Below are 18,754 nucleotides of genomic sequence, written 5' to 3'. Positions count from 1 at the left end.
CGCGTGCGCGATCGACGATGTCGGTGCCTTCTCGCTGCCGCTGCGGGCGGCGCTGCGGGGGGTCCGGGCGGGGCGGCAACTGGCGTCGTTCCCCGTCGAGTTGTTACGAGTTGTTCAGGTACGCCAGCACCGCCAGCACCCGCCGATGCCCGCTGTCGCTCGGTGGCAGCCCCAGTTTCAGGAAGACGTTGCCGATGTGCTTGCTGACCGATCGTTCCGTGACGACCAGGGTCCTGGCGATGGTCGTGTTGTCGTGGCCCTCGGCCATCATCTTGAGGACCTCGCGCTCGCGCGGAGTCAGCGAGTCGAGGGGTGAGTCCCGGCGGCGGGTGAGGAGTTCGGTCACGACCTCGGGGTCCAGTGCCGTGCCACCGGCTGCGACCCGGTCCAACGCGTCCAGGAACTCGTCAACCCGGCCCACCCGGTCCTTGAGCAGGTAGCCGACCCCGCTCGCACCGCCGCCCAGCAGCTCGGAGGCGTACGACTCCTCGACGTACTGTGAGAGCACGAGCACCGGCAGGCCGGGGATCTCCTCACGCGCCGCCAGCGCCGCACGCAGGCCCTCGTCGCGGAAGCTGGGTGGCATCCGGACGTCGAGCACGGCGGCGTCCGGACGGTGGGTGAGCAGCGCGGGCAGCACCTCGGGCCCGCTGCCCGCCACCGCCACGACCTGGTGCCCGGCAGAGGTGAGCAGCAGTACCAGCCCTTCCCGTAGCAGGGCGTTGTCCTCGGCGATCACCACACGCACGGCAGTTCCACTTCGATCACAGTCGGGCCCCCGACGGGGCTGGTCACGGTGAAGGTTCCGTCGAGTGCGGCGACCCGGCGCTGCATGCCGAGCATCCCGGAGCCGCTTGCCTCGTCGGCGCCACCCCGGCCCTCGTCTCGGGCAGAGACCGTCAATCCGCCCGGAGCGCGGGCGAGTCGGACCTCGGCTCGGTCGGAGCCGCTGTGCTTCGCCGCGTTCGTCAACGCCTCGGCCACCACGAAGTACGCGGCCGCCTCGATCGCCGCAGGGGCCCGTGGCCCGTCCTCCAGGCCGTCCACACGCACGGTGACGTCGAGTCCGCTGCTCGCGGCGAGCGCCCGTACGGCTCCGACGAGACCGCGGTCGGTGAGGATCGGCGGGTGGATGGCGCGCACGACGTGCCGCAGCTCCGCCAGCGCCTCCTCGGCCTGGTCCTGCGCGTCGTCGAGGAGCTTGCGCGCGGCCTCCGGGTCGCGGTCGTAGGCGCGCTTCGCGAGGCCGATCCGCATGGACAGCGATACCAGCCGCGCCTGCGTGCCGTCGTGCAGGTCCCGCTCGATACGGCGCAGCTCGGCGCCGTGCGCGGCCACCGCGCCCGCCCGGGTCGCGGTGAGCTCCTCGACGCGCTCGGCGAGCCGGGCCTTCGGAGAGGGTTTGAGCAGGGCGGTCGACCACGCCGCGTCGAGGTCCGCAAGACGGCTGATCAGTGGGAGTACGGCTGCCTCTCGGCCCAGCAGTCCGCACCGCACGCCGTCGACGAGCAGGCCCACCGGCCACAGCGGCAACGCCAGGTACCCGAGGCAGCCGTAGCCGTAGTAGGCGACCATCCAGCGCAGATCGGTGAACGTGCCGGGGTCGTGGGTCGCCGTGCGCAGCCGCTCGCGGAGCGGCCCCTGGATGGGCAGATAGGCCTCGGGGATCTCCCGGCCGGTCCACGCGGCCACCTGGTGCCGTTTGGCCCCGGCGATCCGGCGGATCAGCAGCACCGTCTCGGGCAGCATCCAGGCACCGACCACCGCGACCGTGGCGATGGCGGTGATCAGCAGCACGGTGATGAAGATGAGCGAGCCGAAGGCCATCCCCGCGGCCATGGCCAACTGGACCGTGGCCCGCGTAGCCTCCCGCACCGTCTTCCGCATGGTGATCAGGTTAGGCGAACCGCCGCACGGACGCGGGTGAGCAGGCAGCCGAACCGATGGTGTAGCGGGCTACACCATCGGTTCGGGAGTGCACTCCCTCGTGGCGGCGAGCGAACGACGGAATCGTTGATCTCGGAAGTTCACAGCCCCCTCCCAGAAGGAAACCCCTCATGAAGTCGCTGCTCTCGAAGAAGCCGGTGCTCTGGTTCCTGTTCCTGTTCAACCTCGTCGTCGCCGCGGTCGCCCCCTTCGTCGTCCATGGCGTCCAGGGCATCGCGACCTCCATCGGTATGGGCGTCGTGGCCCTCGGCGCCGGGCTCGGCCTCCGTATGGGCGGCGGGCAGCGACAGCAGCAGGGGCAACGGGCCTGACGGACACCGGGGTAGCGGCGCAGGTTCCCGGGCCCTACGTGTGCGGGCCCGGGAACCCTGACCCGATCTGGCGACCGAACTCCAGCTCGGGACGCTACTTGGTGAGGCCGTTTGAGTAGCCGTTCAGGTAATAGGTGCCGAAGCCGTTCTGCACCGGGTCGCCACTGTTGTTGATGCAGTGCAGGATGCCGCCGCCGCCCGGGCCGTTGAGGCAGACGGTCATCAGGTCGGTGAAGGCGACGCCGGGTGTGTCGGGGACCTCGTAGGCGCGATCGGTGTAGATGTTGGCCTGCAGGTCGAAGAAGCAGTAGCTACCCAGTCCCCAGGCCAGGTGGTCGGTGACCGAGTCGGCGACCTTGTAGGCGGCGTAACCGTTGGTGGTGCCGTGGCGCCAGGCGGACTGCGTGGGGACGTCGTACGGGTGCTCGTTCTGGAAGAAGTACGTGCGGCCGTGGTTGCCGCGCCAGAGCACCTCGTACTTCTGGTAGTGCTCGACGGCGAGACCGTAGGCGGTGACCCGGTCGCCGTTGACCAGGAAACCGGTGTCGGCCGGGTTGACCGACCAGCCGACGGTGCCGTTCAGGCCGTGGTCAGCGCGCCAGAGCCAGATGTTGTCGCAGATCACGTCGTTGCTGTCGAGCTGGATGCTGACGGTGGCGCCGCCGGCGAGGGCGCCACCGATGCGAGCGTAGACGTCGAACAGCACGGTGGGGTCGGCGGCGTGGCTGGTGTGGCTGCGGCCGTGGCCGACGCGGAGGAGGACGGGCGAGTCGGCGGAGGCCGCCTCGAGGAGCACACCGGCGACGGAGACGCCACCGACATCGGCGACCTCAATGAGAGAAGTGCCGTGCGTGGCCTGGAGGGTGGCCAGGCCCAGGCCGAGGACGACGGTGCCGGGGCGGGTTACCCGGATGGGGGCGGAGAGGGAGTAGACGCCGGGGGTGAGCAGGAGGTGGCGGCCCCGGGCAAGGGCGTCGTTGATGGTGTCGGCGGAGTCGCCGGGCCTTGCCACGTGGAAGCGGGACAGCGGGATGCTGTGCCCGGCGGCCAGGCCGGCCGCCCAGGTCGTACCGGCGGAGTCGCGGCGCAGGGCGGGGACGAAGACGCGGTAGGAGCCGCCAGCGGCGATGGTGAGGAAGGGCTTCTCCCGGACGGCCGGGGTCCGGTCGACCACGGTCCAGGCCGGGTTGGGGAAGTGCTGGGCCGGAGCGCCCTGGGTGCCGACGAAGACCATGTTCCAGTTGGAGCCGGTCCAGCTGCCGAAGGTGTCGTTGCGGGACAGCCACTGCTGCTGGGAACCCGATTCCACCTGGCCGTCCACCACGCTGTCGGCCAGGAAACCGCCGCTGGACCAGCGGTTGCCGGGCGGGCTGGGCCACAGCGTCATGTTGCCCTTGATGTGGGCGCGGCGCATCGGGCCGGCCTGGGCAACCGCCCACCGCTCCAGACCGTCCGGCGGGACGATGCACAGGTTCTCGGCGGCGCGCCAGAAGTTCTGAGTGCCGTTGCCGCCCAACCACTGGGCGTCGACCGTGACATGACCGTTGATCACGACGTCGTCCGGGGAGGCGCCGAGCCCGAGGACATGGGTGTAGAAACCGACGTTGATGTCGACCTTGTAGGTGCCGGGCTTGAAGGCCAAGGCGTACCGCTCGGTGCCGAACTGGTTGGACTGCTGGGTGTTGAACACGGCGTCGACCTGGGCCTGGATCGACGCATCGCTCATCGAGGGGTCAAAAACTATGACGTTGGGGCCGAGCTCAGCGCCGCCGAGGGCGGGCGACGAGGCGAAAGCCGAGCCGGTGCCGAGTGTGCCGACCACAGGCAGCGTGGCGGCCAGGGCGGCCGTACCGCGCAGCAGGGTACGGCGGCTAGGGGTGACGGGCATTGCGCTCTCCCTGGAGGTGGTGGGTGGGGAGGGTGTTGCGGGTGTCCTGGGGAGCGCAAGAGAGCGCTCTCTCGAAGGGAGTCAAGCACCGGGACTGAAGCAGCGTCAATAGCTTGTAGGCACGAGGGGTTGGGCATCGCACCTGTGTTCAATCGGTGAAGACGGAGGACCCTATGGGGCTCAACACGTCATCTCTGCAGATGAGGTACACGAGCCGCGTTCAGCTCTCGGTGCGAGTCGCCGCAGCGGCGCGTAGCCACGCGAGTTCGCACCGGCTGATGAGGCATGAGCGGGATCCTGCCGGGCAGGGGTCCAGGGGCGGGGAGGTGAGCGATCGTGGGTGTTCCGGTACTGGGCCGCGAGGCAGGCGCGATTCATGAGCGCACGTCACCTGTACGCACCATCGCCGCAGGGCTACTCGTGGCGTGCTACGCCGTTGCCTGCGCGTGGTCGTTGTGGAGCCGCGTGCACGCGATCGAGTTCTTCGCACTGGCCAGCGTAGCCTCGGCAGGCTTCGTCATCGTCAGCTCGACGGGCCGCGTCGTGGCGGGGATCCTCGCGGACCTGCTCGCAAGTGGCGTCGCCGTAGTGCTGCCTGGCATCGGAGAGGTCGCCGACGCAATCGCCGCCGTAGTCGCCGTATCCGTGATGTCGCGCAAGTTCCTGCGCTTCCTCAAAACGCTTCCCTATGGGCTGGCCTGCTGCGGGCTCTACCTCGGGCTGTGGTCGACGGGGCGTCATATATCTTCCGCATTCGGAACGGAAGGCGAAGGCCACCCCGCTGCATTCCGGATCCTCACGGCCGTGCTGGTCACGATCGGAGGACTACTGTACCTGTTCCTGATCACCAGACTCGCGCTGTGGGCAGGCGGTGAATGGACAGCAGCCGTGTTCTACACCATCGGGTACCCCTGGGTGCTGCTCATGTTCGTCGTCACGTATTTCATTCCCGACGCGTCACGGCATGAGGCTTGAACGCTGGACAGCACTCAGGGGACCCGGGTTCTGGCGCGAGATCGTCAGCGGCGCGAGCGGCGTCGTGGGAGAGAAGTGGAAGTCGCAACCCCGGACAGATGCAGGGCAAGCAGCGTCAGGCCGAGCAGCAGCAGGCTCGTCGGAGAGAACACAGCGTCCACGGCGATACTCGCAGCATTGATCACAAAGGCAATGCCGAACACGACGGCGGCAGCTATTCCGAGCATGAAGACCTCTTTCGATGCGGATGCGCGCGAGCAAAGGATTCGCCGCTGAAACCACACCTGCCCGGACAACGGGAATTGATGTGCAGTCCGGGCCATCGGCTTCACAGTGCGAGCCTGGGTCCTGCGACACCGCAGCCCCGCGCCTGCCGAGAATGTCATGTCATCAAGGTCATCGGTGCCGCCGTGCATGCCCCGGCCTCAACGAGCTGCGGGACCTGCGCGGCCGAAGCCGAAGCTCAGCCGTAGTTGACCTCTACTGCTGCCGCAGCGACCGTCGTGACGGTCTTGAACGTCCGAATCATCGCGAAAGCTGTGTCGGCTGTGAACGCGACCCGCCGCACATCGGTCCGGCGCACGGTCGGCACCGCGGCCACTGCCGCCGCAAGGTGCGAGGCGTCGAAATCGACCGCGACCTCGAAAGTCCGTCCGGTGACCGGCTCTTCGCGCACGGCCAGGACGGCCGCCTGCTTCGCCGCTTCCCGGATCAGTTTGGAGGTCACTGCGGGGGGACGGCAGACCGCCGCGTAGCGGGTCACGCAGTCCTTCACGGTGGCGGTGACGGCGCCCGGCGCGTAGCCCTGGGCGTCCTTGCAGGTCAGGTCGTCACCGGTGACCAGCGTCACGGGAACGCCGAACTCGGCCGCGACAAGGGAGTTGAGGTATCCCTCGCTGGCTGCGACGCCGTCCACCCAGACTCCGGTGATCGAGTTGGCCAGGTACGTATGGGCGAGCACGCCCTCAGCCCCGGCGCCGGTGTGGTAGCCGACGAACGCCACACCGGTCACATCCCGGTGCTGGACGCCTTCGACCATGGTCAGGTCCTTGTGCCGGCCGGTGAGCATCTCCCCGCGCGGGTCGAGGTCCTCCAGCAGCAGGTTCCGCATGGTGGCGTGGGCCTCGTTGACCAGTACGGACGTGGCGCCGCCGTCGAAGAATCCCGCGATCGCCGCATTCACGTCCGAGGTGAACATGCTTCGGCAGCGCTGCCAGGCGGGGTTCCCCGGTTCGCAGTCGGCGGGCCAGGTGACACCGGTGGCGCCCTCCATGTCGGCAGAGATCAAGATTCTCATGAGCCAAAGGTCAGCACGACGGAGTTGGCAGGGTCACCCGGGGCGGCGACGGTGTCGCCGGGCCGGAACGCGGGTGCGCGCAGCAGGGTCACACGGTCTCCGCAAGAGCGGTGGAGCGGAGCAGGTGGCAGGCGGCGTGGGAGGTGTCGGCCGCCAGGACGGGCGGGTCGCGGCGGTCGCAGGTGGCGGCGGCGCGATCGTGCTCAGGCGCGGCGGCCCAGCGGCGGCAGCGCGGATGGAAGCGGCAGCCCGCCGGGATCGCGGTCGGGTCCGGCGGCTCGCCGCTCAGCAGTGTCGGGCGCCAGTCCTCGCTCCCGCTCGGAACCACGGACAGCAACGCCTGGGTGTAGGGGTGCTTCGGGCGCAGCAGCACCTCCTCGACGGTGCCCTGCTCCACGACCCGGCCCAGGTACATCACGGCCACGCGGTCGGCGATGTTCCAGGCCAGGCCCAGGTCGTGGCTGACCACCAGGGCCGAGAGGCCCAGTTCGTCGCGTAGGTGCAGGATGAGCTTGAGGATCTCCCCGCGCACCGAGGCGTCGAGCGACGCCACCGGCTCGTCGGCGACGATCACCGACGGGTTGAGGGCCAGCACGCCTGCGATGACCACACGCTGCTGCTGCCCGCCTGACAGTTCGTGGGGGTAGCGGCCGACGAAGTCCTCCGGCGGGCGCAGCCCGGCCTGGGCCAGCGCGTGCTGGACCGTCTCGGGGAGCCGGTCGGTGAGCCCGTGCAGGCGGGGCCCCAGCGCCACCGCGTCGTAGACGTTCTGCTTGGGGTTCAGCGCGCCGCCCGGGTCCTGGAGGACCAGCTGGGTGTGGCGGCGGTACTGCTTGAGTGCCTTGGCGGAGTAGCCGAGCGGCGTGCCCTGGTAGAGCACCTGACCGCCGGTCGGCTTGACCAGCCCGACGAGGGCCCGGGCGAGCGTCGACTTGCCGCAGCCGGACTCGCCGATCAGGGCGACGATCTCGCCCTTGCCGACGCGCAGGTTGACGTCGTCGACCGCGCGCGCGGGGCCCCGGCCCCGGGAGCCCGGGTAGACCACGGACAGGTCGCGCGCCTCCAGTGCGGCGACGTCCGGTGTGGCGATGTCCGGTGCAGCGACGTCCAGTGCGGCAACGTGCAGCGCGGCAGCCTCCGGGCTGGGGTTGACGGTCACGAGGTGCCTCTGTGCTCGGGCCGGACGTGCAGGCATGCGGCGGAGCGGCCGAGGCCGGCCGGCCGCAGCAGCATCTCCCCCGTGCGGCAGGACGCTTCGGCCTCGGAGCAGCGCGGCGCGAACGCGCAGCCGGTGCCGATCTCCGACGGTCGCGGTGGGTCGCCGGCCAGGCCCGCAGGGGCGCGCCTGGAGGCCGGGTCGCCGATCGTCGGGAATGCCCGGGACAGGGCCAGGGTGTAGGGGTGCAGTGGCGCTTCGAGCACCTGCCGGGAGGGGCCGAGCTCGACGATCCGCCCGGCGTACATCACGGCCAGCCGGTCGCAGGTGTGGGCGAGCAGCGACAGATCGTGGGTGATCATGATGACCGCGATCCGCGCCTCGCGGACCCGCTCGGCCAGCAGCTCCAGGATCTGCGCCTGCACCATGACGTCCAGAGCGGTGGTCGGTTCGTCGGCGATGATCAGATCCGGGCGGCAGGCCAGCGCCATGGCGATCATCACCCGCTGCCGCTGTCCGCCGGAGAACTCGTGCGGATAGCTACGCATGCGCCGGGAGGGGATGCCGACACTGTCGAGCAGCTCGGCGGCGCGGCGCTCGGCCTCCCTCGTGCCGAGCCCGTCGTGCAGGACCATCGGTTCGACGATCTGGTCCAGCACGGTCCGCGCAGGGTTGAGCGCGCTCATCGCGCCCTGGAACACCACCGACGCCCCTGCCCAGCGCACCGCGCGCAGCCGGGACCAGGTCGTCGTCAGCAGGTTCTCGCCGTCGAACAGCACCTCACCGGTGACCTTCGCCGCGTCGCCGTGCAGGCGCAGCAGGCTCAGCGCCATCGTCGACTTGCCGCAGCCGGACTCCCCGGCGACGCCGAGGGTGTCGCCGGGTGCGAGGGCGAAGCTGACGCCGCGCACCGCCGGAACGGCCAAGCCGCCCTGCTGGTAGGTGACGTGGAGGTCGCGGACCTCCAGCAGGGGGCTGCGGGTCATCACCGGATCGTCGGTCATCGCCGTGTCCGTCGTCATCGTTTCCTCTCCGTGCGCGGGTCGAGCACGTACTCCACCGCGCGCCCGGTGAGCGTGAATCCGAGGACGACGGCCAGGATCGCCAGGCCCGGCGGCAGCAGATACCACCACGCGTCGGCGGTGAACGCTCCGCCGAAGAAGGCGTCGTGGATCATCTCGCCCCAGGTGACGCCGGCCGGGCTGCCGAGGCCGAGAAAGGTGAGCGTCGCCTCGGAGAGCAGCGCCCCGGTGACGGTCAGCGTGCTGGACACCAGGATCAGCGGCATCACGTTGGGCAGCACCTGGCGCAGCATGATCTGCCAGTTCCCGGCGCCGAGGGCGCGGGCCCGTTCGACGAACGGCCGTGCCTCGACGGCAAGCGTCTGGGCGCGGAGCAGGCGGGCGGTCGCCGTCCAGGAGGTGGCGGCGATCGCGATGGTGATCGAGGTCGTGCCCTGGCCCAGCACCGCGGCGAGCGAGATCGCGAGCGGCAGGCCCGGCAGCGCGATGAACCAGTCGGTGACGTGCATCAGGGCGCGCCCGAGGAAACCGCCGTAGTGTCCGGCGACGATCCCCACGGCGCTGCCGAAGACGACCGTCAGCACAGTGGCGATGACGCCGATCTGCAGTGACTCCCGGGAACCCCAGATGAGCAGGTCCAGGACGCTGCGGCCCGCCTGGTCGGTGCCGAACGGGTACGCGGCACTGGGCGGCGCGAGCAGCGGGCCGTTCACCCTGGTCACGTCCAGCTGCTCCGGGCCGATGAAGGCCGGCGCGGTCAGGGCCAGCAGTGAGAACAGGACCAGAATCCCGAGCCCGGCCAGACCGGAGGGACGGCGCCGGAAGGCGCGCGCGAAGCGGCGCGCACCGGCGAACCTGGGCGGGACGGCGGCGGCCGGCTCCCGCGTGGTGGCGTCGGGTGCGGTGGCATTGGGTGCGGTGGTTGTCTGCGCGGCGGTCACTGGGCGCGCACCCGGGGGTCGAGGAACCGGTAGACCAGGTCGGCCAGCAGATTCATGAGGATCACACTCGCACTGAAGACGATGAAGGTGCCCTGCAGCAGCGGCAGGTCGGGGATTTTCAGGGCCTCGTAGGTCAGGTCGCCGAGCCCCGGCCAGGAGAAGACGGCCTCGACCGTGACCGCCCCGCTGATCAGCCCCCCGAGATGCATGAAGATCATCGTCACCGAGGGCAGCAGTGCGTTGGGCAGGGCGTGGTGGCGGCGCACCGAGGCGTCGGGCAGGCCCTTCGCCCGCGCGGTCAGCAGGTAGGGGCTGCCCTTCTCCGCGATGATCGAGGAGCGCATGATCGTCACATACTGCGCGTAGACGACCAGGACCATCGTCAGCGCCGGCAGCACCAGGTGCCGGGCGACGTCCAGACAGTGCGTCATACCGGTCTGCGGCAGGGTCGGATCGCTCATCCCGGCGGTGGGCAGGAACCCGTGGATCGGTCCGATCCCAACGCTGAAGACGATCAGCAGGATCATCCCGAGCCAGAACGTCGGCACCGACCACAGCGTCAGCGCCGTGGCGGAGGTGAACCGGTCGAACACGCTTCCCGCCCGCCATCCGCTGCGCATGCCGAGCCAGAGCCCGAGCACCACGGAGACTGCGAAGGAGGTGCCCATCAGCAGCAGGGTCGGACCGACCCGACTGGCCACCAGTGAGGCCACTGACTGCTGGTACTCCCAGGAGTAGCCGAGGTGTCCGTGCAGGGTGTCGTTGACGTAGCTGAGGAACCGTTCCCACATCGGCCTGTCCACGCCGAGCTGGATGCGCAGCTGGGCCAGTTGGGCGTCGCTGACCGGTCGGCCCCGGGTCATGCTGCGGACCGGGTCGGCAGGCATCACGTTGAACAGGACGAAGCCGATGACGAGAGTAACCGCGAAGCTGACGGCCGCGGCGGCGAGTTTGCTGATGAGGTAGCCGGGCCGCGGCACCCGGAACGGCCGACCGGAGCGGGGTTCAGGTGCCGCAACGGCTGGCTCGGCCACGGCGGCAGGGCTACTCACGGTCGTCCGCCCCGGCGCGGCGACGGAGGATGACGCCGCCGGCTCCGAGCACGACCAAGGCTCCGGCGAGGCCCAGCCACACGCCGGTGCTGCCGCCACCGGAGGAGGCGCTCCGGGCCACCGGGGCCGCTTTGAGGTAGCTCCAGAAGCTGGTCTGCGCCGGGTAGAAGCCGTCGACCCCCTCCTTGCCGGTGATCAGACCGCTGACCCTCGAGGAGGCCGCGATCTTGTCCGTGGCGTAGTAGAGCAACTGGTCCACGTCGGCCTGGTAGAGGATGTCCTGCACCTGGCCGACCAGCTGGGCGCGCTGCGCCGGGTCGAAGATGCTCGCCTGCTGCGAGAACAGCTTGTCGTAGGCAGGGTCGCAGAAGAAGGCGTCGGTGTTGCCGCCGGTGCCGTCGTCGTTGGGAAGCGTCGAGCAGCTCTGGATGCCGAGCAGGTAGGTCGGGTCGGGGCCGGTGGTCCAGGAGTCCATCAGCATGTCCCAGTCGCCCTTGCCCAGATCGCTGTTGAGCGCGGTCATGCTCATCGGCTGGATGACGACCTTGACGCCGATGGCCTTGAGCCAGCCCGCCAGGTAGGTGGAGATGGCCGCGTCGCTGGAGCTGTCGGAGTGGATGCCCAGGCGCAGGTTGAGCGGCTTGCCGGTCTTCGGGCCGACGCGGATGCCGTCCGGGCCGAGCCTGTAGCCTGCGGCGTCGAGCATCTTGTTCGCGGCGGCCGGGGCGTAGGGCTGCTCCTCCCCCGCCGACGGCTTCCAGCTCCACTGCGGCCAGGCGGGCGGCAGGTAGCCCGCGGCGACCTGACCCTGGCCGTCGATAACCTTGGCCAGCAGCGTCTTCTTGTCGATGGCCTGGGCGATGGCCCGGCGCATGGTCGGGTCGGTCAGGGCCGGGTTGCCGGTGCCGATCGCCTTGCCGGTCCGCGTCCTGGCGCCGGGGTTCAGCTCCACCCCGGTCCAGCCGTTGCCGACGGCCTGTGCGGTCTGCACGCCGCCGACGTGCCGCAGGGACGTGAACTGGGTCGCGTTGACGCCGTTGATGTAGTCCAGCTGACCAGCCTTCAGCGCCGCCACCGCGGCGTCGGACGCCTTGTAGAGCTGCTCGATCAGCTGGTCGTATTTTGGTGCGCCGAGGATGAAGGACTTGTTGGCATCGAGCTTGGCGTACTGGGCGGTCCTGTAGTCGGTGAGGACCCAGGGTCCGTAGCCGACGACCGGGAAGGTGTCGTTCTTGTAGTCCTTGAGATTCGCGGCGTGCGACTGCCAGATGTGCTTCGGCACGATCTGGATGCCGGAGACCGGGATGCTCACGTAGGTGACGTTGGCTTGCGGCTGCTTGGTCTTGATGACCAGCGTGGTGGCGTCCGGTGCGGTCACCGAGGCGAAGTTGGCCACCAGCGTGCCGTTCGCCGTTCCGGCGACGGTGTTGGTCCTGATCAGGTTGAACGTCCATGCGGCGTCGTCAGCTGTCAGAGGCTTCCCATCGCTCCACCTGAGCCCGTCGCGGATCTTGAAGGACCAGGTCAGGTGGTCCGACGACAGGGCCCAGGAGGAGGCCAGGTACGGCCCGGGGACGCCGTTCTCGTCGATCGCGGTCAGCGTCGGGTAGATGCTGCCGAGGATGTCGAGGGAGCCGTTGAAGAAGGCAGTGAAGGGGTTGAGGGTGTCCACGCCCGATCTGTCCATCGCGACGCGCAGCGTGGTGCGGGACGTGGCGCTCGCCGAGCGGTGAGCCGTGGCGCTCGCCGCCGCGGTGAGGGCGGCGGGGCCGGCCAGGAGCACCCCGCCAACGCAGGCCGCGGCCAGGACCGCGCGGACTCTTCCGCTTTCGCGCACAACCATGTCTTATCTCCGTGGGGGGCGAGGGCGATCGGCGCCGCACGTACCGGACCGTTCAGCTCCTCAACACAGGGGGACGTCCAAGGCGATCCTGGCCCCCACGGTCACGGGCTGCCCCCCGGACGCGGCTGTCGGAGGCAGCCCCTCACCCGGACAGCCGCACGCACCCTCCACCGACAGGCACCGGCCGCCGTGTCGCCGGCCGCGTATCGCCGGTCGTGGGCCGCGGGCCAGGTCTGGGCTCGCCCTGGCCGCGTGATTCGCGCCGTCACCCTCACCCCGGACGGCAGCTCCTGGGGTCAGGCGTCCGCGACCGTCGCGGTGACGTGCGTACCGATCTCCACCGTGCGGCTGACCGTGCAGAGCCGGTCGTGGGAAGTCTTGACCGCCCGGGGGAGGATCGCGCGGGCGCGATCACCGGGTTCGCCGTCCGGGAAGGTGACGGAGAAGGTGACCACGAGGTCCGTCATCCGGTTGCCGAGCTCGTCACTGATCTTGTTGCCGCTCACGGTGACGGCGAATCCGGTGGGCTCCGCGTGGCGGCCGGTGGCGACGTCGACGTCGGCCGCGGTGCAGCCCCCGATCGCGGCGAGCAACAGCTCGACCGGGGTGAAGTCGGTGCCGCCCTGGGGATCGGAACTGGTGCCGAAGCTGATCGTGCCGCCGCGAACGTTTGTCGCGGTGAAGTGGCCGGTGCTGGTCCGCTTGATGCTGACGAGGCGCTGGGTGTTTTCGGTCATGCCGACGACACTAGTGTCGCGCTGCGTGGCCCCGGTGGATGTCAGCCCCGTCGAGGTTGGACCTTGTTCGCGGACGCTGTTCCGGAGCGACGGGACGGGACCTGCGACAAGGGATCACTGCAGGATCCATCCGGTTAGGCCCAGGGGGCGACAGCAGAGAAGGAACTGCTGGCCCGGAACGCGTCCGTGTTGTCGGAAGGGTCGAGCCAAAGTTCGAAGTTGGCACGATGGTGGAGGTAGCGGCCGGGGTAGTTGTACGACTCCAGGGAAACCGACCCGATGGCGGAACCGGTGCGCACGCAGAAGGTGGTGTCCTTCTTGAAGATGGCGGAGCCGTCGTTGACGTCCAGTCGGGCGCGGAAGGCGAAGTGCCGCAGGTACCTGCCCGTGGCGTCCTTGAACGAGTAGCAGTGGCGGTCGGCCAGCCCCGCGACGATGGTGAAGGTGCTCTGCCGCCTGGTCCCGACGGGACTGCCGGCACCGACCGGATGGAGGAAGCCGAGAACCCCGGCCTCGGACAGGTAGCGGCCGGGCTGGTCGACCGACCGGAGAGCATGGCTGCCCATCGGCAGCGCCGCGTTCACCGGTGCCGGCGTGCCGGATGCCACGGGGGTCGGCGCCCCCGACGGCCTCGGCAGCACCGGCACGGCCGTCGGCGCCGAGACCGCCGCGGTGTGCTGGCGCGCGGGCGGGTGGGGCCTGGTGGCGGCATACACCACTGCGCCGCAGCCCGCGAGGACCAGTGCTGACGTGGTCACCGTCGCCAGCGGTTTGGCCGCCAACCGACCCAGTAGGTGGCCCGCCCGGCTCGAACCACCGTGCGCACCTGAGAGCCCGGATGCCAGTCCCCCACCCGAGGCCGCCGCTATCAGCTTCAGCAGCACCGGCCCGGCGAGGCCGACCGGTAGCGGCACCAGCGCGAACCTGGCCAGCAGCCCTTCCGTGGGCACCAGGTCCGACACGCTGAACAGGCATTGCGGGCAGTCGCGGACATGACGGGCCAACCTCTTGCGCCACAGCGCGGACGGCCTCCCGTCCCAGGGGGTCACCAGCGCGGACAGGTCCGCGCAGCGCGGCGAGGCAACCAGCGCCCGCACCACAGTCCGTGCGCTCTCCAGGCGCTCCTTGACTCGCTGTACGCGGACGGCGGCATGTGGTGGCGCAAGCTCGCAGGCTGCCGCCAGATCATTGCGGGTCAGCTCGCCGGCGGCCTCCAGCCACCACAGCGAGAGCACCTCGCGCTCCTCGTCCTCCAGCCAGCGAGTGGCCTCCACCGCCTCACGCCGCTGTCCCGACAGTGCAAGGCGAAGAATCGTCAGATCGGCGAAGTCGGCGCTCGGATCCGCTGCGTCGACTTCCGCCTCCGGCAGACCCGGACGCGGCCGAGCCTGCCGACCGCGCCAATGGTCGCGTATCTGCCGAACAGTTATGGCGACAAGCCAGGAGCGGAAGCGTTCCGGATCGCGCAGGCCGGGCAGCCCGTCCAGGGCCCGCATCATCGTCTCCTGGACGACGTCGTCGACATCGGCGTGCCCGTCCAGCGCCCGCCCGACGATGTTGTAGACCAAGGGCAGATACCCCTGCACCAACTGCTCCATCGCCTGCTGGTCACCGGCTCGCGCCGCCTCCACCACCGCCCCGTCCGGTGGCTGCCGCCGGTCCTGCGAGAGCAACCGCTCCACCTCGTCCCAACGTCTGGCCCCGATGTGCTGACTGTTCAGCAGTGTGCCAGGGACACGCGCGGCGCTGCCCGTCGGGCTCCATGTGTCATTCGCCGTCGGGCTTGACCTCGGTGTCGACGAATTCGCCGATGGCGCCGAAGACCGAGCCAGGCTGCTCGATGTGCGGGAAGTGCCCGGCCTCCGGGATCGACCTGAAGGTCGCGCGGGGGAACGAGTCGGCCAGAGCTCGCCCGTAGCCGAGCGGGACGATGCCGTCCTGCTCGCCGGCGAGCACGAGCACCGGGACGGTGACCCGGTGCAAGCGGCCGCGCAGCTTCGGGTCGTAGCAGAACGGGTCGCCCGCGTACACCGCCAAGGCGCGCTGGTTGGCGGCCATCCCGGCCTTCTGGTCGTCGCTGAGCGCTGAGAAGTCGGGCCGCAGCTCCGGCTTGAAGAAGGCCAGCTCGCCGGTCTTGACCGGTCCGAGGTTCGCCGGGTTCGCGATCTCCAGCGGCGGCTCGGGCTCGATGCCGGTCGAACCCAGCAGGACCAGCGCGGTGATCCGGCCGTGGTTGTCGCGCAGTCCCATCTCAGCGGCTATCCAGCCGCCGACCGAGTTGCCGGCCACCATGACGCTGGTCAGGCCGAGTTCGTCGATCAGGTCCAGGTAGGCCGAGGCCAGATCGGCGACCGAGTCGAACGACTCCGGCCTGGGCGCACCGTCGAACCCGGGGTGGATCGGCACCACCACGTAGGCGTGCTGGGACATCGCGGCCGCGAACCCGGCGACGGAACGCGGCCCCGCCCCGCCGTGAAGCACCAGCGCCCCGGTGCCGTCGCCGGGGGCGCCGTACTCGGTGATGGTGACGGTCAGGCCGTTGCGCAGGTTGATCGTGCGGGTCGTGCTGGTAGGAGCAGCGGTGCTGGTCATGATGGGGTGCCCTTATCCTATTGCTGCTTACTCTCTTTGCGAGAGCCGACTCTCATTAAGGTAGGACACCCTTCGGTACTTATGCAAGTCAACTCTCATCTTGAGAACTCCATCGTGTGCAACGCCACATCAGGCCCCGTTGTCGGATGTGGGCGCGTCGTTCAGGAGTTGGGGGCCGTTGTTGCGGACGCTGTTGACCGCGGCGGACACCGGGCGTGCCCCAAGGTGGCCGGCTGCGGGCGCGGTCAGCAGCGCGCGCAGTTCGTGGGGGTCCTGGTGGGTGGGGTCGAGCCAGGATTCGAAGTCGGCGGGCGCGATGGTCAGGGGCATGCGGGGATGGATGCGGCCAGCGGCGTCCTTGGCCTCGGTGGTAATCACGGTGCAGGTGGTCCACCACGCCGCCGGATCGTCCTCGGCCGCGGCCGGGTCGCGCCAGAACTCATACAGCCCCGCCATCGCCATCACCGAGCCGTCCTCGGGGGTGATGAACCACGGTTGCTTGCGGGCCTTGGCGGTCTCGGTGGCGGGGATGGCCTGCCACTCGTAGTAGCCGTCGGCCGGCAGCAGGCACCGGCGCTTGGCGAAGGGCCGACGGTAGGCCGGCTTCTCGTGCACCGTCTCCAGCCGCGCGTTGATCATCTTTGCGCCGACGTTCAGACTCTTCGCCCAGGACGGCACCAGCCCCCACCGCAGCGGCCGTAGCTGCCGTTGCAGCTCGCCGGTCTCCCGGTCCGGCCGTTCCAGCACGCCCCACACCGAGTCGGTCGGGGCCACGTTCCAGCTGGGCTCGAGAATCTGCTCCGGCTCCCAGCGGGTCACCTGGAACAGCCCGACCAGATCCTGCGGACTGCGAGTGGAAACGTATCGGCCACACATACGCACCACCTTGCCACGCAGCAGGACCTTGGGCTGACATCCACGGAGTTTTCCGCCCCGAACTGCGATCCGCCGGTGCGCTGCGATGGAGCCCCGGCGGACCGATATCAGGCCAGCGCAGCCGCCTTGCGCAGCAGCACCGACCGCTCGCGGACGTTGCGGCACAGTCGGGCGGCGAGCTCCAGCTCGGCCCGTGCCTCGGCGGTCCGGCCGAGCCGGACGAGCAGCTCGCCGCGCACGCTCGGGAGCAGGTACGACCCCGACAGGCGGTCGGAGGCGACCAGCTCGTCCACAATGGACAGCGCCTGCTGTGGTCCGTTCGCCATCGCGACGGCGACGGCCCGGTTGAGTTCGACGACCGGTGACGGAGCCACGCGGCCGAGCGCCTCATAGAGGAGCACGACCCGCTCCCAGTCGGTCTCCGGCACCGAGGATGCCGACGCGTGGCACGCGGCGATCGCTGCCTGCAGCCCGTACGGTCCGAGGCCGCGCCCGACCGCCGAGGCCCGGCCGATCGCGGCCAGACCGCGACGGATCGCCGACCGGTCCCACAGGCGCCGGTCCTGATCCTCCAGGAGCACCGCCTCGCCATCGGGCCCGGTGCGTGCGGGAAAGCGCGCGGCGGTGAGCTCGAACAGGGCGAGCAGCCCATACACCTCCGGCTCATCGGGCAGCAACGCGGCCAGCATCCGGGCCAGCCGGATCGCCTCATAGGCGAGGTCGGGGCGCAGCAGGCGGTCACCGGTCGTCGCCGTCGAGCCCTCTGTGAAGATCACGTACAGCACGCTCAGGACACCGCCGAGGCGCTCGCGCCGTTCCTCTGACGGCGGCAGCTCGAACGGCACCCCTGCCGCGGCGATCGTCTTCTTCGCCCGCGTGATCCGTGCCTGGACCGTCGGCACGGGCACGAGAAAGGCCCTGGCGATCTCCTCGCTCGCCAGGCCGCCGACCACGCGCAGGGTCAGGGCCACGCGGGCCTCGGGCGAGAGCACCGGATGGCAGGCCACGAACATCAGCGCGAGGACGTCGTCGTCGACCCGGTCGGGATCCCACGGCAGATCGTCCGACCGGTCCCCCAGGACCACCGCGCCCGAGTTCGCCTCACCCTCGGCAAGCTGGCCGGCGAACATGGCGTACCGCTCGTCGAGTGCCGAGCGGCGGCGGAAGCTGTCGATGGCGCGCCGCCGCGCGGTTGCGAGCAGCCAGCCCACCGGGTTCGCCGGCGCACCGTCGCGTGACCAGGTGACGAGCGCCTCAGCCACCGCCTCCTGCGCGACATCCTCGGCGAGCTCGAAGTCCCCGGTGTAGCGGGCCAGCGCAGCGACGATCCGTGCGGACTCGATCCGCCAGACGGCCTCGACGGCCCGCCGCGCCGACTCGGTGTTCGGCGGGCCGCCGATGGCCTCGGGCATCAGAGCTGGCCGGTCCGCTCGCGCCAGGCCCGCTCCTTGGTGATCCACTCGTTGTCCTGCGGGAACTCGTCGATACCCGGCACACGGCGGATCTCGCACTTCGAGCCGGCGATCGCCGGGAGTCGCTTGGCCCACTCGACGGCCTCCTCCTTCGAAGCCACGTCGATCACGTAGAAGCCGCCGAACAGCTCCTTGGTCTCGCCGTACGGACCGTCGGTGACCACCGGCGTCTCGCCGCTGAAGTCGACCACGACGCCCTGCGCCGGGTCGTCCAGGCCCTCCGCGGCGACGAGGACACCAGCCCGGATCAGCTCCTCATTGAAGCGACCCACCGTCTCGAGCATCTGCTCGAAGGGCGTCTCCATCATCTTCGCGACGGATTCGTCCGTGCCTCGCATGATCAGCATGTACTTCGACATCTTCGATCTCCTTGATATCGGGGTCGCTTCTCGACCCTCTCACCCCTAGGTCGAACGGGGCAGCCGCGGATCGACACGACAGACGGACACGGGCCTTTTTTACCTTTCGAACTCACTCACGCCGCCGACGGCGGCGCCAACAGCGCGCTCGGGGTTGCCGTGATCGGCCGGATCGTCTTTGGGCGGCTCGACCCCGGGGGACCACGGCGTAGCCGACGCGTCCACGGCCCGGGCCGGCGGCCCTCACCCCTCGCGGCGGGTCGGGGACTGCAGAGAGTGGTCTCCG

At 70.0% G+C, this 18,754-nt stretch carries 18 protein-coding genes; 2 read left to right on the top strand and 16 right to left on the bottom strand.

The window, feature by feature from the left end:
* Positions 1 to 103 precede the first annotated feature (103 nt).
* Both ABIA33_RS02915 and ABIA33_RS02910 read right to left on the bottom strand, forming a co-directional pair.
* Entirely contained in the window at positions 104 to 748 is a 645-nt protein-coding gene (locus ABIA33_RS02915; RefSeq protein ID WP_370076557.1) for a LuxR C-terminal-related transcriptional regulator, read from the bottom strand.
* Positions 736 to 1,887 carry a histidine kinase gene (locus tag ABIA33_RS02910; protein ID WP_370076555.1) on the bottom strand — a complete coding sequence of 384 codons (1,152 nt, stop codon included), beginning with the start codon at positions 1,885 to 1,887 and terminating at the stop codon, positions 736 to 738. Before ABIA33_RS02910 ends, ABIA33_RS02915 begins: the two co-directional genes overlap by 13 nt.
* Positions 1,888 to 2,057: 170 nt before the next feature.
* On the opposite strand from ABIA33_RS02910, the gene ABIA33_RS02905 reads away from it, so the two are divergent.
* Entirely contained in the window at positions 2,058 to 2,258 is a 201-nt protein-coding gene (locus ABIA33_RS02905; protein WP_370076553.1) for a hypothetical protein, read from the top strand.
* Between the two features lie 94 nt (positions 2,259 to 2,352).
* On the opposite strand, the gene ABIA33_RS02900 is transcribed toward ABIA33_RS02905, so the two are convergent.
* The gene (locus tag ABIA33_RS02900; protein WP_370076551.1) at positions 2,353 to 4,146 is read right to left on the bottom strand and encodes an adenylyl cyclase; all 1,794 of its coding nucleotides are present in this window, start codon (positions 4,144 to 4,146) and stop codon (positions 2,353 to 2,355) included.
* A gap of 336 nt (positions 4,147 to 4,482) precedes the next feature.
* Between ABIA33_RS02900 and ABIA33_RS02895 the strand changes: the two genes are divergently transcribed.
* On the top strand, positions 4,483 to 5,121 hold the full coding sequence (locus tag ABIA33_RS02895; protein ID WP_370076549.1) for a hypothetical protein: 639 nt from the start codon (positions 4,483 to 4,485) through the stop codon (positions 5,119 to 5,121).
* Between the two features lie 44 nt (positions 5,122 to 5,165).
* On the opposite strand, the gene ABIA33_RS02890 is transcribed toward ABIA33_RS02895, so the two are convergent.
* From ABIA33_RS02890 to ABIA33_RS02830, 13 genes are all read right to left on the bottom strand, one after another.
* Positions 5,166 to 5,537, bottom strand: a complete 372-nt coding sequence (locus ABIA33_RS02890; protein ID WP_370076547.1) for a hypothetical protein — start codon at positions 5,535 to 5,537, stop codon at positions 5,166 to 5,168.
* 47 nt (positions 5,538 to 5,584) lie between these two features.
* On the bottom strand, positions 5,585 to 6,418 hold the full coding sequence (locus tag ABIA33_RS02885) for a M55 family metallopeptidase (RefSeq protein ID WP_370076545.1): 834 nt from the start codon (positions 6,416 to 6,418) through the stop codon (positions 5,585 to 5,587).
* Between the two features lie 88 nt (positions 6,419 to 6,506).
* Entirely contained in the window at positions 6,507 to 7,613 is a 1,107-nt protein-coding gene (locus ABIA33_RS02880; RefSeq protein ID WP_370076543.1) for an ABC transporter ATP-binding protein, read from the bottom strand.
* Positions 7,574 to 8,596, bottom strand: coding sequence for an ABC transporter ATP-binding protein (locus tag ABIA33_RS02875; protein ID WP_370076541.1), 1,023 nt, complete (start codon positions 8,594 to 8,596; stop codon positions 7,574 to 7,576). Before ABIA33_RS02875 ends, ABIA33_RS02880 begins: the two co-directional genes overlap by 40 nt.
* Positions 8,593 to 9,537, bottom strand: a complete 945-nt coding sequence (locus ABIA33_RS02870) for an ABC transporter permease (protein WP_370076539.1) — start codon at positions 9,535 to 9,537, stop codon at positions 8,593 to 8,595. The genes ABIA33_RS02875 and ABIA33_RS02870 overlap by 4 nt, the downstream gene beginning before the upstream one ends.
* Positions 9,534 to 10,571: an ABC transporter permease gene (locus ABIA33_RS02865; RefSeq protein ID WP_370076537.1), complete on the bottom strand. Its 1,038-nt coding sequence runs from the start codon at positions 10,569 to 10,571 to the stop codon at positions 9,534 to 9,536. Before ABIA33_RS02865 ends, ABIA33_RS02870 begins: the two co-directional genes overlap by 4 nt.
* Before the next feature lie 10 nt (positions 10,572 to 10,581).
* Positions 10,582 to 12,432, bottom strand: a complete 1,851-nt coding sequence (locus tag ABIA33_RS02860) for an ABC transporter substrate-binding protein (RefSeq protein ID WP_370076535.1) — start codon at positions 12,430 to 12,432, stop codon at positions 10,582 to 10,584.
* 296 nt (positions 12,433 to 12,728) lie between these two features.
* Positions 12,729 to 13,169 (bottom strand): OsmC family protein, encoded by a 441-nt coding sequence (locus ABIA33_RS02855; RefSeq protein WP_370076532.1) that lies wholly within the window; start codon positions 13,167 to 13,169, stop codon positions 12,729 to 12,731.
* A 134-nt stretch (positions 13,170 to 13,303) separates the two neighbouring features.
* A complete protein-coding gene (locus tag ABIA33_RS02850; RefSeq protein ID WP_370076530.1) occupies positions 13,304 to 14,851 on the bottom strand; it encodes a sigma-70 family RNA polymerase sigma factor in 1,548 nt (515 codons plus the stop codon).
* A gap of 85 nt (positions 14,852 to 14,936) precedes the next feature.
* Positions 14,937 to 15,761 (bottom strand): alpha/beta fold hydrolase, encoded by an 825-nt coding sequence (locus ABIA33_RS02845; protein WP_370076528.1) that lies wholly within the window; start codon positions 15,759 to 15,761, stop codon positions 14,937 to 14,939.
* A 129-nt stretch (positions 15,762 to 15,890) separates the two neighbouring features.
* Entirely contained in the window at positions 15,891 to 16,637 is a 747-nt protein-coding gene (locus ABIA33_RS02840; protein WP_370076526.1) for an SOS response-associated peptidase, read from the bottom strand.
* Positions 16,638 to 16,744: 107 nt separating this feature from the next.
* Complete coding sequence (locus ABIA33_RS02835) at positions 16,745 to 18,076, bottom strand: RNA polymerase sigma factor (RefSeq protein ID WP_370076915.1); 1,332 nt, start codon at positions 18,074 to 18,076, stop codon at positions 16,745 to 16,747.
* Complete coding sequence (locus ABIA33_RS02830; protein WP_370076524.1) at positions 18,049 to 18,468, bottom strand: YciI family protein; 420 nt, start codon at positions 18,466 to 18,468, stop codon at positions 18,049 to 18,051. Before ABIA33_RS02830 ends, ABIA33_RS02835 begins: the two co-directional genes overlap by 28 nt.
* Positions 18,469 to 18,754: the final 286 nt, after the last annotated feature.

Source organism: Streptacidiphilus sp. MAP12-16, from assembly GCF_041262165.1.
Classification (GTDB): Bacteria; Actinomycetota; Actinomycetes; order Streptomycetales; family Streptomycetaceae; genus Streptacidiphilus.
Note: the sequence above shows the minus strand (reverse complement) of the source record. Positions and strands in the feature narration are given on the sequence as shown.